Here is a 14,317-nt window from a genome sequence, read left to right on the forward strand (position 1 = left end):
TACTATAAACCCCATCAACCTTATTTTATATATGTGGCTAATTTGTTTCTTTTTTTCTGCGGAAGCGCTTCATTGATAACTGCTAAAGCCAATAGCTTTTGATCTTTTTCCTTATCAAAAATCAATTTATAAGTTTCAGCAACTGTTAAAGAGTTCTGAGCTTCTTCAACTAAAACCATGGCATCGCCAGTTTTTACATGTCCTGTTTTTAAAATACGCACATAAGTTCCCGGCATACCGTGATCTATAAAGGCTTTCAATATATTTTGATTTTCGAATCTTACACCTAGCTTAAAACAAGGTTCTCTAGGTTGTGTTATTTGTACTAAGGTTTCCCCTATTTGATAGATGCTTCCAACTAAAAGTTGAGTTTCGTCTAAATCGGTAACCGTGAGGTTTTCACCAAACATACCCCAGTTCCAATCTAAATCGGGGTACTGTTTTTTCCAATAATCATAATGCTTTTCAGAAAACAAATAGCAGGCTTTAAACTCACCGCCATGATATTTTCGGTCACTAACTTCATCATTCTTAACAAGGTCTTCACCTAAAAATATAGGTGTACTGGTTGGAGTTTTATAAATACCAGTGATTACGTCTTTACCATGCCAATGGATGGTGGTCGGTTTCGCAATATTGGTGGCTCGTATGTTCATGTTTATTGAATAAAAGGTGAAATGATTTTAATGCTGTAAGTATTCTAGTAAATGCTGAGTATTAATTTTAATTCATCAATTTAACGAAAATGATTTAAATTAATTAGTTAATTGGTCTTTTATGAGAAAATCAAACATTAAATTTGTTAAAAGTTATATTTATTGCTGATTTAGTGAATTTGTGTAAAAGATTTATTCAATAAATTTAGTAAAAATAACGTTCTAAACTAAACTATATTTTATGAGTCAGGTAATCACTTTTGGAGAAGTATTAATGCGCATTTCACCGCGTGGACACAAAAAATTTATTCAATCAAACATGGTCGAATTTTACTTCGGGGGCACCGAGTTAAATGTCGGTATTTCCATTGCAAATTTCGGCGGAAGTGTAAAACACATCAGTTGCGTATCGGATGATTTTATTGGAGAAACCGCTGTGTCTTATATTAGTAAATTTGGTGTAGATACCTCGGCGCTGTGTTTTTCAAAACGTCCGTTAGGCGTATACTTTTTTGAAGTAGGGGCTGTTATGCGGCCGAGTAATATTTCGTATAACCGATCGCATTCTTCGTTTTCCGAAATTTTGCCATCCATGGTAAATTGGGAAGCATCGTTGGAAGGCGGTAAGTGGTTGCATTGGACCGGAATTACTCCAGCCTTAACTCAAGGAAGTTTTGATACTTTGAAAGAAGGTTTAAAACTAGCCAAAGCTAAAGGGTTTACCATTTCGGCCGATCCAACGTATAGAAGCGGTTTATGGAAATATGGAAAGGATCCAAAGGAAGCTTTAACGGAATTATTAAATTATTCAACCATTTTTATAGGAGGTATAAATGAAATGAACGAAGTTTTAGGCACCGACTTCTCTTATTCTAACGACGACTTTATTGAAGCAAGTAAACTACTTATAGAGCAATTTCCTTCCATAGAAAAAGTATTCGATAAAATTAGAACATCGGTAAACGCTTCATGGCATAAAATACGTGCTAGAATGTGGAACGGATCGGAATTTAGAGAAACTGAAGATTTAGATATTACTCACGTTGTAGACCGTATTGGTACGGGTGATGCCTTTGCAGCCGGTTTAATTCATGGTTTACAAGAGCTTGATAACGATTATGCAGCTATGGAATTTGCAAGTGCGGCCTGTGCTTTAAAACACACTTACGAGGGCGATGTGAACTTAGCTACCGTAAAAGAAGTTCTAGGTATTTTAGGCGGAAACACTTCAGGACGTTTAAATCGATAGACGTTTTTTTAATAAAAATTCAATTTATAAAGCAATATAAGAGGCTACCTTCATAGGTGGCCTTTTATATTATTGAAAATGAGTGGTGTTAATTAGATTCTTAAATTATCATTATTATTTTAGGAATATGATAATTATCATAGTAGTTCTCTGTCAATTCTAATAATTTTATGATACTAAAAAAGGTAATCATGGAAGTTAAAAAGAACCCAGAAATCGAAGTCGGACGAAATAGTAGTTTGTATTTTGCCATTGGACTAAATTTAATGTTATTCCTGTCTTGGCTAGCCTTAGAGCATAAAACTTATGTTTATGAGGATGTTGCTGTAGAAACTGTTAATATGGAAGTTATTTATGAAGAAGATATTCCAATTATAACATCAAAAATACCGCCAGCACCAGCACCACCGCCTATTGTTGTTAGTCAGTCTATAGAAATTGTGGACGATATGGTGGAAATAGAGGAAACCGTTATAGAAAGTACCGAAACCGGACAAGACGATGCTATCTCTGAGCATATTGTTGCTGTAGGTGATGTTATTGTGGAACGCATGGAAGAAGAAGTGGAAGTTGCTTTTGCTGTTATCGAAGAAGTACCCGTTTTTCCTGGCTGCGAAGGTTTAGATAGAGCACAAACTAAAGCATGTTTTCAAAAGAAAATGCAAGCACATGTGGTTAAAAACTTTAATTATCCACAAACCGCATTAGATATGGGAATACAGGGGCGTGTATCCGTAGTATTTATAATAAATTCAGAAGGAGTAACAACCAATGTACGTTCTCGTGGCCCAGATAAAATTCTAGAAGTAGAAGCTGAACGCATCATTAGCTTATTGCCAAAAATGCAACCCGGAAAACAACGTGGTAAAGCGGTAAAAGTAGCTTATGCTGTTCCTATATTTTTTAAATATGAAAGTTAACCTGAGGTAAATTGGTTATTTATAAAGCAGACTAATATTTTTTTAGTCTGCTTTTTTATGCGATAAACTTTCGTTTTTTTTAATGTTCAACAATTCATCCTGTAAAAATAACAATTCGGTAAATCTGGTTTTAAAACACGGCATCGCTACCCGATATTTGTAGTATAAGTTTTATTAACTTTAAACGCAAAAGTGTAGAAGCATTAAATCATGACAAAATCAAATAAATATATTATAATTACTTTCCTTCTAGGCTGTGTCGTTTTTTTAATCGGAGGTTATTTTTTCAACGATTTTAATTCGGGAAACATAAAAGAGTTAGTTACAAAATTTGCGTTTTATCAACTATACGCTTTTGTTTTGGGGTATTCAAACATGATGTTTTTCGACTATATGGAACGCCGCTCATGGGAAAAAAGTACACCGGCTACAATACAGCGTGTGGTTATTGGTATTTTAGGTTCTACTATAATTACCTTAATAGGATTGTTTTTTTTACGAGCCATAACCGCTATATATTATTTTAATCAAAGCTTCTCAGACTTTTTAGGGAATCAAAAATGGCAGAATTATCAATTCGGTTTATGGATAACCTTAAGTATCGTCATTGGTTTTCATGTGGTGTTTTTTTACAACCGTTATCAACAAAACCGAGTAAAGGAGCAAAAAGTAATTGCTGGAACTGCCAGCGCAAAATTCGACGCATTAAAAAATCAATTAGATCCGCATTTTCTTTTTAACAGCTTAAATGTTTTAACCAGTTTAATTGAAGAAAACCCGGTAAATGCTCAGAAATTTACAACTGCGCTATCCAAAGTATATCGCTACGTATTGGAGCAAAAAAACAAAGATCTTGTACTAGTAGACGATGAGTTAAAATTTGCAAAAACCTACATGGCACTACTAAAAATGCGCTTTGAGGATAGTATTATTTTCACCATGCCTGAAAAAGCACAAAACCCCGAAAGTAAAGTCATTCCATTATCGTTACAATTATTACTCGAAAATGCCGTAAAGCACAACATTGTAACCGCCAGCAAACCACTAAAAATAAAAATTTACGAAAGTGGCGACAATCTGGTAGTCGAAAACAATTTACAAGTTAAACAAATGGTGAAAACAAGTAGTGGCGTTGGACTAAACAACATAAAACAACGCTACCAATTACTCACCGATAGAACCATAAAAATCAATCAAGAACCGAGCACATTTGCAGTTAGCATCCCAATGCTCACCAAAACAACAACCATCATGTACACACAATCAAAATCAGAATTAAACGATCAATATTTGCGAGCTCGAAATCACGTCGACGAGCTTAAAGGTTTTTATTATAGCCTCATTACATACTGTTTAGTCATCCCATTTTTAGCCTACGTAAACTACAAAACCTTCTGGCAAGTCCAATGGTTTTGGTTCCCCATGATAGGTTGGGGAATCGGAATAGCTACACAAGCCTACCGCGTATTTGTAAACAATGGCATGCTAGGTAAAAACTGGGAAAAGCGAAAAATGGAAGAATTTATGAGAAACGAACAAACCAAAAACAACTAGAAATTATGACACATAACAATAGCAACAATTTCAATCAAGAAAACGCTTATATACAAGCTCAAAAACGATTAAAAGACCTCAAGGGGTTCTACTGGCACGCTTTCTTTTACGTCTTAATAAATCTGTTTTTACTCGTTATGATAGCCATTAACTCTGGCGATAATTTCTGGCATATCGGCACCTTTAGCACGCCCTTTTTCTGGGGCATTGGTCTTGCAGCGCACGCTATGGGCGTGTTCGGTAAAAACTTAATTTTTAGTAAAAACTGGGAAAACCGCAAAATCCAAGAATACATCAATAAAGATAAAACCCGTTGGGAATAGACCAGTGACATAACCCAAAAAACAAATTATTTAATTAATTTGGGCGTTACCCTGCGGGTCGGGCTTTTCGTTACAAGTCCTCGCACTTCCTGCGTCAGGCTGTGGGCTTTTCACTGCAATCCCTAACGTGGAACAAAGCGCAGTTATAAGCCGAATCATCAATCAGAACAGCGGTAATTTCGACGGCAGAAGAAATCACATAACAGTAGAAAAAATAACACATGAAAGTCATTATCATAGAAGACGAAAAACCATCAGCAAGGCGCTTACAACGCATGTTAAAAACTTTAGACATTCACGTAGAAACCTTGCTGCATTCCGTAGAAGAATCTATAGATTGGTTTCAAAATAACAATCATCCCGATTTGATATTCCTTGACATTCAATTAAGCGACGGACTTTCATTTGAAATCTTCGAAACCATCGACATCAAAAGTGCCGTGATTTTCACTACTGCTTACGATGAGTATGCGCTGCAAGCCTTTAAACTAAACAGTATCGATTATTTATTAAAACCCATTGACGATGACGATTTAGAAACGGCAGTACAAAAATATCAAGAACGTACGGCACCAAAACAAGGCGTTACCTTAGATTTCGACGATATAAAAAAACTTCTTGTAAACCCTATTGATCGTGTTTATAAAAAGCGCTTTTCAATAAAAGTAGGGCAGCACCTAAAACTTATTAATATAGAAGATATCGAATGTTTTTATAGCGAAAATAAAGGGATTTATGCTCACACAACAACAGGCCGAAATTATCTTTTAGATAGCACACTCGATCAATTAGAAAAGGAATTAGAACCGCAAACCTTCTTCCGTATAAACCGAAAATTCTTTGTAAACATCAACGCCATAAAAGACATGTTAAGCTATACCAATTCACGTTTGCAAATAAAATTAAATAACTATAACGCCGAGGAAGTTATCGTGGCTCGGGAGCGCGTAAAAGATTTTAAGAATTGGTTGGAATAGGGGATAAAAAAATAGCCTCAATTTATTATTCTTGAGGCTAAATAGTTATTTTGATATATGTTTTATTGAGAACTAAATTGGTTTTACTTTTTCACCATACGTCTCACAGCAACCCATTGTTTCAGCATATCTCTGGCATCTTGCGCAGGGTACCCTAATACAGTTTGTCCTGGTTTAATATCGCCTACAACACCTGATCCAGCACCAACCGTGGCGCCCGAACCTATTTTGGTATGGTCTTTTATAGAGGCACTTCCGCCAATAATAACGCCATCTCCTAAAGTCACCGAACCGGCAAGACCACTATGCCCCGCCATAATACAAGCGCGTCCCATAATACTGTTGTGAGCAATTTGAACGAGGTTGTCAATTTTACAACCATCGCCTATAATAGTAGAACTAAACTTGGCTCTATCAACACAAGAATTTGCGCCAATTTCAACAAAATGCCCAATAATCACGTTTCCTATTTGTGGTATTTTTACTAAACCTCTGCCATCGTCGCTAGGGTGATATCCGAAACCATCAGCACCAATACTCACGTTGGTATGAAAAATACAATGACTACCAATAATACAACGCTCGCGAATTACGGTACCCGACCAAATCGTGGTGTTATCGCCAATACTTGTTTCGTCAAAAATGCAAACATTAGGGTATAAAATAACACCGTTTCCTAATTCAACATCTTTACCAACGTAGCAGTTAGGACCAATTTTACAGCCATTTCCAATTTTTGCGCTTTCGTGAATTACAGCAGTTGGGTGAATATCGGTATCGAAAACCGGCGCAGGCGGATTGAAAAGCTCTAAAATTTTAGCCATGGCTAAGTCGGCATTTTTCACCTTAATAATAGCACGAGTATCGTCGGCTTCAATTTTTAAATTATCGTTTACTACAACAGCACAAGCTTTGGAATCGGCCCAAAGTTTTACGTATTTGGCACTTCCTATAAAGGTAATTTGGTTATTATTTGCATTTTCTAATTGCTCTGGCCCAGTTATATTTTCGGCTGTATGCCCAATTAATTCGCCTTGTAATACCGCATTAATTTCTTCTATAGTGTATGATGTCTTCAAATTTGTAGTGTTTAATTTATTATGTAGTTGTAAATCTAAAGGAAATAATATAAAAATGATAATAAATCATGAAATTAGTTACACAGATTAATTGTGTTTGCTTTTCAATTTTTAAGACTTCTTCAATTAAAATACTAAAACCAATGTGGTAGTAAGATGTCTAGGAATAGCATATTCAGAATAAAGTGTGCTACTCCTTGATTCTATTCTCATCAAAAGCCGATGGTAATAGTTTGGGAATAAATTTAATAACCAGTGGTAATAAAATAGCACCTCCAGGTAGTAAAAAGATAGCTAAACTAGGAATGGATTTAAAAATATCTAAAAGCTGATCTTGAACTTTTTTTTGTTCTTCTTTATTTAAATCGCGTACAGTAGATTGTGTTAGTAAAACCATGAGTTCCTTGCTATCCTTGAGCTCTTGATACAATCGTTTGCTGTTTCGGCTAATAAGTTTGTACACCATTTTACTGGAGTTATTGTAAAAACTCTGCACAATGTTTTTAGAACTTAGCAGTGCAATATTGTCTTTATTGGCCGTGTAAAAAGAGTTTACAGTTTCAATAGATTTTCGAATGCGTTTCGAGTCTAGGCGTACATCATTCCCTAAATTTAGTAAAAATTGATGTTCTTTTTCGTCAATTAACTCATCGCTCCATGATGCCATACAAGCTATATCTAAAATATAATAAGCTTCTTTAGAGGTTTTTACCGAGGCAATGGCAGTGTCATAATCTAATAATTTGTCTTTTTGATATCTTAAAGAGGATTCAAAAAGTTTAATTAAACTATCGTCGTATTTATTTTTTGAGGCTTTAGAGTTTAAAACTTCCAAAGAAATAGAGGTAATCGCTGCTTCTAAATTTTTTAAATATTCAACCGAAATCGTGTGGTTTTTCAAATAGGTTTTATAGGCTAACACATCTATATATAAGAGTGCGTTTATAATAAAGTAGTTGAAATTCTTTGTGAGCACATTAGCATCTAGCTGTACGCGGTTGTTAAAAATTTTCTCTAGTTGCTCGCTAGATTTTTTTCCACCTAATAAATCTTGAAAGAAAGAAATTTTCAATTCGTTAATGGCCGTATAGAAGCTTACAACGCTGTCTGTGAAAGGGATGTCTTGTTCTGTTTCTTTATAAGTGTATAAAAAAGCAAGACATAAATTGGTTTTACAGCGCTCGTCTTCAGTGAGTTTCGTTTTGTCAAAAGCTTGCCCAACAACCTCCTGATTACTTCCGTAAATAAAACCAGAATGCCTTAAGGCTTCATAAAAAGCGGTTTTATCTAAACTAAAGAGTGCGTCGTTTTTACTAACATCTAGCAGTAATTTATTTATCCAACCTGAGGCTGATGGGTTCATGTAATAATGAGGTTTTAATATTGTGTAAAGATAAATTTTATCTCGAATAAATCGGTGGTTTTTCGTTTTAACATAATTTTAACAAAACCGCTCGTTTCATTTCTTCGTAGGTATGCGTGAATTCAAAATAACAATAACAGTAACCAAAATTTCAAAAACATGAAAAATTTAAAAAAAGTATTAGGTATTGGAGTGGTAGCAGTGGCTAGTGTCTTCGTTTTAGCAGCAGATCATATCGATGCGCCTGCCGTTCAAGGTGGCACAAGTGATATTACCGATTTTTATGCCTTTCAAGGTGAAGACAACGACAATTTAGTTTTTGTAGCCAATGTGCAAGGTTTAATTAGCCCCAGTGGAACGGCAAGTGCCGCTTTTGACGAAAATGTATTAGTAGAAATTAATATTGATACGAATGATGATAAGGAGGAAGATTTAGTAATTCAAGCCATTCCAAGAGATGGTAAAATGTATTTCTTTGGTCCAACGGCTCCATCTCAAACCGGATTAAACAGTACCGTTCAAACTATGGCAACCAATACTGGTGTTGTAGATGTAACCACGTACGGGGCGGCTGCTCAATTAGGAACAAACACGATGGGCATGAAATTTTTTGCAGGCCCACGTGACGATCCTTTCTTTATGGATTTTGCGCAGTATTCTGCCATTATTGCTGGTGATGCCACAGGCTTCAATACGCCTGGCGATGATACATTTGCTGGAACTAACGTGATGTCTATTGTAGTAGAAGTACCAAAATCAATGATTGGAACTTCGGGAACAATTAACACTTGGGTAGAATCTAAATCAAAATAATTAACAACCAATTTAAAATTAAAATTATGAAAACTATAAAGAAAATAAGTATTGTATTCGGATTATCACTTTTAGCGTTTAACTGTTCTTCGGATGACGATAATACAGAAATGATGGTTGTAGAACCTGATTTCTCTGGAACCTATGTTCAAAAAGATCAAATGGGACGCCCTGCTGTAAATACCGTATTTGTATCGGCAGCCAGTAAAGATGCTTTTAATGTAACCATTCCTTCGGAACAAAACGCCGCTTTCCAAAGCATGTTTCAAACTAATTTAGAAGCTTTAAGTCCTGCTTACGGTAACGATGGCGATAAAAATGCTTTACAATTAGATGCTGCAACATTTACGGGGCTTTTGGCTACCGATGTTTTAAATGTATCCTTAGACGGAACAACCACATTTTACGATGGCGATAATGTTTTAACGGGTCGTAATCTAACTGATGATGTTATTACTGTCGAATTATTATTGATTTTTGGTGGTGAAACTTTTATGGAAAACCCAGAATTATCTAATGATAATGTTGATGCCAACGACAAAACCTTTTTGACCTCATTTCCTTACCTAGCTTCGCCTTGGTAGTACCTACTTGAGGTTGTCTGGATGGATTTTTTATCTAGACAGCCTCTTTTTTTTTCACCTAACAAATCACTCAAAAAACTAATAAATCATGAAAATTATAAACATATTTACGGTTATAGCATTAGCGCTGCTAAGTTTTAACTGTAATCAAACAGATAAGATTATTACAAATGCAGAAGAATATAATGTCTATTTGAATCTCGATGAAAACAAAGAATTAGAATTAACAAAAGCCGATTTACATTTTTGGACTAAAAAACTAGTGGCACACCCAAACCAGTTTCCTTATTTGTCTAAAATTTCAGCATCACAATCGCAAATATTTAATAAAACCGGGCAAATAGCCTCTTTAATAGAAGCCGAAAATAGCTTGATTCAAGTTAACGAAACCACACACTATAATAAAGCGGGCTATTTAAGAGCTTTAGCTAGAAATTATATTTCTCAACATAAATTTAAACCAGCCTTGGATTTGCTTAAAAAAGCAGAAGTACATGGTGAAGGTTTAGAAAGTTCCCAAAAAATGTTATTCGACATTAATTTAGAATTAGGCGATTTTGAAACGGCTAAAGTCTATTTAGAAAAATTTAAAGATTTTTCAGATTTCGATTATTTAATTCGTTTATCAAAATGGTCCGATCATCGTGGTGATTTGGGTGCGGCTATAAAGTATATGGAACAAGCCAAAACCATCGCAGAGCATGCTAATATACCTGTAACTAAACAGTGGGTTTATACTAATTTAGCCGATTATTACGGACATGCTGGTGAAATTTCAAATTCTTATATCCATTATTTAAAAGCTTTGGAGTTAGATCCAGAAGATGCTTATGCTAAAAAGGGAATTGCATGGATTGTATATTCTCATGAGAAAAATGCCGACGAAGCGATGCGTATTTTAAACAGTATTACCAAAACCTATAATGCGCCCGATTATTTTTTATTGAAAGCAGAATTGGCCGAGTATTTAGGAGATAATATATTGAAAGAAGAGCTGTTGAAATTATATAAAACTGCCGTTAATAACCCACAATATGGAGTGATGTACAATAAATATAACGCCCTTTTATATGCTGAAAATAAAGCAACAGTAAATGAAGCTTTAGAAATTGCTTATCAGGAAATTGAAAATAGACCAACACCGCAATCATACGATTTATTGGCTTGGTCACTTTACAACGATGGTAAAGCTGAAAAAGCACTAGAAATTATGGAAATACATGTCGTAGGGCACACCTCAGAACCGGATGTTTTATTACATTTGGCGCAAATTTATAAAGCTAACGGTAAATTGAAAGAAGCTCAAGCTTTAAAAGCAGAATTAGATTCAAGTATATTCGAATTAGGCCCTTTAACCGCAGTTGCAATTAATAATATTTAATGGATACTTTACAGAAAATTTTTATTTTATCGGTCGTTTTTTTTACGCACTTAACTCATGCTCAAGATTTAAAAGGTTGGGTTTTAAATGAGGAAAACCAACCACTAGAAGCGGCTTATTTATATAATTTAAGCTCGAAAACTCACGCGCATACTGCCGAAAACGGCTTGTTTATTTTAGAACGTAGCCAAGTTGGTGATTCTATAAAAGTGGGATTATTAGGTTATCAAAACCGAATTTTAGTTTTAGATACATTGGCTTTTAATTCAGCCTTAAAAATCAGCTTAAAGACGAAAGTGTTTCAGCTAAAAGAATTGCAAATTAACGAGCAGTTAAATGCCTTGAATACCATTTCTAGGTTAGATTTAAATACGAGCCCTGTAAATTCTTCACAAGAAGTTTTAAGGCAAGTGCCTGGTTTAGTTATTGGTCAGCACGCAGGTGGAGGTAAAGCGGAACAATTATTTTTACGTGGTTTCGATATCGATCATGGTACCGATGTGGCTATTTCAGTAGATGGAATGCCAGTAAATATGGTGTCGCATGCACATGGACAAGGTTATAGCGATTTACACTTTTTAATCCCGGAAACGGTAAGTAAAATAGATTTTGGAAAAGGGGCATATTACGCCGACAAAGGAGATTTTAATACCGCAGGCTATGTCGATTTTAAAACGAAAGATTACTTAAAAGATAGTGAGATTTCAGTATCTATAGGACAGTTTAATGCGTTAAGGACTTTAGGTATGTTCGATTTATTGGGCGATACCAAAAACAAAAGTGCTTACATGGCTATTGAATATTTAGAAAATGACGGCCCTTTTGAGTCGCCTCAAAATTTTAATAGATTGAATGTGTTTGGTAAATACACCACATTTTCACCATTGAATAATAAATTCAGTTTAACCTTATCTCATTTTACAAGTCGTTGGGATGCGTCGGGACAAATTCCGCAGCGCGAAGTAGACAATGGAAATATTTCTAGATTTGGTGCTATCGATGATACCGAGGGAGGTACCACGTCACGCACTAATTTAAACGCAGAGTTTAGTAAATATATTTCGGATAAAACCCGTTTAAAAACCAATGTGTTTTATACGCATTATGAGTTTGAATTGTTTTCCAATTTCACGTTCTTTTTAGAAGATCCTATTAATGGCGATCAAATTAAGCAAAAGGAAAATCGTGATATTTTTGGTGCAAACACGGTATTGACACACAATACTTATGTAGGGAACATGCCTGTAACTATAAATTCTGGGCTTGGTGTTAGAAATGATATTGCAAATGATACGGAGTTATCTAAAACATTGAACAGAACGTCTACGATAGAACAGGTGCAACTTGGCGATATTAATCAAACCAATTTAAATGCATTTGTTAATGCCGAAATAGAATTGGGTAAATTTAAAATAGCGCCTGCTTTACGCTTAGATTATTTTAAGTTTATATATGATGATAAGTTGCAGCCAACCTATACATCGCTTTCTGAAACTAAAGCGATAATTAGTCCTAAATTGAATTTCTTTTTTGAAGCGCAAAACAATTTGCAGTTGTATTTAAAATCGGGTATTGGGTTTCACTCAAATGACACACGTGTTGTGGTTAGTAATCTTGATAAACCGGTATTACCAAAAGCTTACGGCGTAGATTTAGGAACTATTTGGAAGCCTATTCCAGAATTGGTGGTGAATTCGGCCTTATGGTATTTGTTTTTAGAACAAGAATTTGTTTATGTTGGCGATGCTGGAATTGTTGAGCCAAGCGGAGAAACCAGACGTTATGGTTTAGATTTAGGTTTACGCTATCAGTTTAACGATTGGTTGTATTTAAATTCGGATGCCACTTTAACCAAAGCGCGAAGTGTTGCCGATCCTGATGGTGAAAACTACATTCCTTTAGCTCCCGATTTTACATTGTCTGGAGGGGTTTCTGTTAAGAATTTAAAACATTTTTCAGGCGGATTTCAGTATCGATATATAGATGATAGACCTGCAAACGAAGATAATAGCATTGTTGCAGACGGCTATTTTATAACCGATTTTAATGCAAACTACACGATAAAGGATATCACTTTTGGTGTTAGAATAGAAAACGTATTTGATACCGAATGGAACGAAACGCAGTTTGCTACCGAATCGCGTTTGCAAAATGAAGCACAATCGGTTGAAGAAATTCATTTTACACCGGGGACTCCATTTTCTTTAAAAGGAACGATCTCGTATCGGTTTTAAAAATGATTAATCCCATTCTATTAAAAAGGTTTAGTTGAATAAAATTTAAATATAATACAGTTACAGAGCCAGGATTTTTAGTGATTTATTGTTTTGGTTTATGTTAGGTGAAGGCACTTGGTTATAGAAATATAATCAAGTGTTTTTTTTGTTATATGATAATATGATGTAATTTTTTTTATTGAACTTATTTAGATCGAAGTTGTTCAGTTTGAAATACCTCATGTTAGCCGTCTTATAAGGATAAAGTTGAGGTCTTTTCATATAAATCAATATGATTTATATAGCCAATTAGGCTACGATATTTAAGAATACAAAGTATCCCATTCCAAAATGAATTCAATATTAAAAGCTTAAATAATAGGTGAGAAAGATGCGGAATTAACTAACGACTCCTAGCGTGTATAGAAACTCCATCGTTGGCGATTCACTACCTCCGGCAGGCTCTAAAGTGATACCAAAGGCTTCACTGTCGTTGTTATTTGCAATTTCAAATATTTTATTAGCATCTGTTGCAAAATTGTCTATCGTACCTAAACTTGTAGGTGTTAACGGACTCATTTTTAAAGACCAAACTTGATAAACCTTGCCTTCAGGAGGTTCTGGTAAACCTTGAGCATCTAAAAATATACGCTGCGCTTGTTTGTCCCAATATACTTTAGCATAAGTATTGGCGAAGTTGCCTTGCCCGGCTAATGGTATTTTTGCTATGGCATCGTCTCGTAAAACGCTAACCAAAGTATTGGCTTCTTTTAAACTGTTCTTAGAATTTGCAATTTGAGTTTCTAATAAGGTTTGCGAGCTTTTCGCTACTTCAATATCCGATTGTAATTGGTTGTTTTGGTTTACCATCCAAAATAAACCTGTGGCAAAAACTACAGAAGCAGCCCAGCCAGCATAAGTTACCCAATTGTATTTAGAGATGAATATAACTTTTACATCAGCATCAAATCCTAAAGTTTTTTGGATGTTTTCTAAAATAGTATGTTTTCTCTTTGGAGCAGTTGCGCTGGTAAGTTTAATAACCGCGGCTTCAATATCTAAAACTTCTTGTAAAACTTCTGGATGTTTTTTCATCATAGCATGCACGTCTTTGTTCTCTTCTTCAGAAAGCGAACCAGCTACGTAGAGCTCTAAAATTCCGGATTGTATGTATGCGTTAATATCCATAATGATTATAAAAA

13 protein-coding genes are annotated in these 14,317 nt (G+C 35.0%); 9 read left to right on the forward strand and 4 right to left on the reverse strand.

The features are described 5' to 3' along the window. Positions 1-20: 20 nt before the first annotated feature. Entirely contained in the window at positions 21-656 is a 636-nt protein-coding gene (locus QWY92_RS14125; protein WP_290272388.1) for an MOSC domain-containing protein, read from the reverse strand. A gap of 241 nt (positions 657-897) precedes the next feature. Here QWY92_RS14125 and QWY92_RS14130 point away from each other — a divergent pair, with 241 nt between their 5' ends. The 5 genes from QWY92_RS14130 (at position 898) to QWY92_RS14150 (ending at position 5,679) form a co-directional block, all read left to right on the forward strand. Beyond that, on the forward strand, positions 898-1,905 hold the full coding sequence (locus QWY92_RS14130; RefSeq protein ID WP_290272390.1) for a sugar kinase: 1,008 nt from the start codon (positions 898-900) through the stop codon (positions 1,903-1,905). Between the two features lie 191 nt (positions 1,906-2,096). Beyond that, the gene (locus tag QWY92_RS14135; RefSeq protein WP_290272392.1) at positions 2,097-2,825 is read left to right on the forward strand and encodes an energy transducer TonB; all 729 of its coding nucleotides are present in this window, start codon (positions 2,097-2,099) and stop codon (positions 2,823-2,825) included. 210 nt (positions 2,826-3,035) lie between these two features. Further along, positions 3,036-4,379, forward strand: a complete 1,344-nt coding sequence (locus QWY92_RS14140) for a histidine kinase (protein ID WP_290272394.1) — start codon at positions 3,036-3,038, stop codon at positions 4,377-4,379. A gap of 5 nt (positions 4,380-4,384) precedes the next feature. Further along, positions 4,385-4,702 (forward strand): 2TM domain-containing protein, encoded by a 318-nt coding sequence (locus QWY92_RS14145; RefSeq protein ID WP_290272396.1) that lies wholly within the window; start codon positions 4,385-4,387, stop codon positions 4,700-4,702. Positions 4,703-4,923: 221 nt separating this feature from the next. Continuing rightward, on the forward strand, positions 4,924-5,679 hold the full coding sequence (locus QWY92_RS14150; protein ID WP_290272399.1) for a LytR/AlgR family response regulator transcription factor: 756 nt from the start codon (positions 4,924-4,926) through the stop codon (positions 5,677-5,679). A gap of 83 nt (positions 5,680-5,762) precedes the next feature. Here QWY92_RS14150 and lpxD read toward each other — a convergent pair whose 3' ends face one another. Together lpxD and QWY92_RS14160 are read right to left on the reverse strand one after the other, a co-directional pair. Further along, the gene (gene lpxD / locus QWY92_RS14155) at positions 5,763-6,758 is read right to left on the reverse strand and encodes a UDP-3-O-(3-hydroxymyristoyl)glucosamine N-acyltransferase (protein WP_290272401.1); all 996 of its coding nucleotides are present in this window, start codon (positions 6,756-6,758) and stop codon (positions 5,763-5,765) included. Positions 6,759-6,948: 190 nt separating this feature from the next. Next, positions 6,949-8,121, reverse strand: a complete 1,173-nt coding sequence (locus QWY92_RS14160; protein WP_290272403.1) for an LETM1-related biofilm-associated protein — start codon at positions 8,119-8,121, stop codon at positions 6,949-6,951. Between the two features lie 159 nt (positions 8,122-8,280). On the opposite strand from QWY92_RS14160, the gene QWY92_RS14165 reads away from it, so the two are divergent. The 4 genes from QWY92_RS14165 (at position 8,281) to QWY92_RS14180 (ending at position 13,133) form a co-directional block, all read left to right on the forward strand. Beyond that, a complete protein-coding gene (locus tag QWY92_RS14165; protein WP_290272405.1) occupies positions 8,281-8,934 on the forward strand; it encodes a DUF4331 family protein in 654 nt (217 codons plus the stop codon). Between the two features lie 26 nt (positions 8,935-8,960). Beyond that, positions 8,961-9,518 (forward strand): DUF4331 family protein, encoded by a 558-nt coding sequence (locus tag QWY92_RS14170; RefSeq protein ID WP_290272407.1) that lies wholly within the window; start codon positions 8,961-8,963, stop codon positions 9,516-9,518. A gap of 88 nt (positions 9,519-9,606) precedes the next feature. Further along, positions 9,607-10,899, forward strand: a complete 1,293-nt coding sequence (locus QWY92_RS14175; RefSeq protein WP_290272409.1) for a tetratricopeptide repeat protein — start codon at positions 9,607-9,609, stop codon at positions 10,897-10,899. Further along, a complete protein-coding gene (locus QWY92_RS14180; protein ID WP_290272411.1) occupies positions 10,899-13,133 on the forward strand; it encodes a TonB-dependent receptor in 2,235 nt (744 codons plus the stop codon). Before QWY92_RS14175 ends, QWY92_RS14180 begins: the two co-directional genes overlap by 1 nt. A gap of 381 nt (positions 13,134-13,514) precedes the next feature. On the opposite strand, the gene QWY92_RS14185 is transcribed toward QWY92_RS14180, so the two are convergent. Then, entirely contained in the window at positions 13,515-14,303 is a 789-nt protein-coding gene (locus QWY92_RS14185) for an anti-sigma factor (protein WP_290272414.1), read from the reverse strand. Between the last annotated feature and the right edge of the window lie 14 nt (positions 14,304-14,317).

This window comes from Algibacter miyuki (assembly GCF_030409805.1).
GTDB lineage: Bacteria > Bacteroidota > Bacteroidia > Flavobacteriales > Flavobacteriaceae > Algibacter > Algibacter miyuki.

Bases quoted from the DNA above. Each gene is read 5' to 3' on its own strand.
- QWY92_RS14180 (WP_290272411.1), top strand. From the start codon at position 10,899: ATGGATACTTTACAGAAAATTTTTATTTTATCGGTCGTTTTTTTTACG.
- QWY92_RS14175 (WP_290272409.1), top strand. From the start codon at position 9,607: ATGAAAATTATAAACATATTTACGGTTATAGCATTAGCGCTGCTAAGT.
- QWY92_RS14160 (WP_290272403.1), bottom strand. From the start codon at position 8,121: ATGAACCCATCAGCCTCAGGTTGGATAAATAAATTACTGCTAGATGTT.
- QWY92_RS14140 (WP_290272394.1), top strand. From the start codon at position 3,036: ATGACAAAATCAAATAAATATATTATAATTACTTTCCTTCTAGGCTGT.
- QWY92_RS14150 (WP_290272399.1), top strand. From the start codon at position 4,924: ATGAAAGTCATTATCATAGAAGACGAAAAACCATCAGCAAGGCGCTTA.
- QWY92_RS14130 (WP_290272390.1), top strand. From the start codon at position 898: ATGAGTCAGGTAATCACTTTTGGAGAAGTATTAATGCGCATTTCACCG.
- QWY92_RS14185 (WP_290272414.1), bottom strand. From the start codon at position 14,303: ATGGATATTAACGCATACATACAATCCGGAATTTTAGAGCTCTACGTA.
- QWY92_RS14135 (WP_290272392.1), top strand. From the start codon at position 2,097: ATGGAAGTTAAAAAGAACCCAGAAATCGAAGTCGGACGAAATAGTAGT.
- QWY92_RS14170 (WP_290272407.1), top strand. From the start codon at position 8,961: ATGAAAACTATAAAGAAAATAAGTATTGTATTCGGATTATCACTTTTA.
- QWY92_RS14125 (WP_290272388.1), bottom strand. From the start codon at position 656: ATGAACATACGAGCCACCAATATTGCGAAACCGACCACCATCCATTGG.
- QWY92_RS14165 (WP_290272405.1), top strand. From the start codon at position 8,281: ATGAAAAATTTAAAAAAAGTATTAGGTATTGGAGTGGTAGCAGTGGCT.
- QWY92_RS14145 (WP_290272396.1), top strand. From the start codon at position 4,385: ATGACACATAACAATAGCAACAATTTCAATCAAGAAAACGCTTATATA.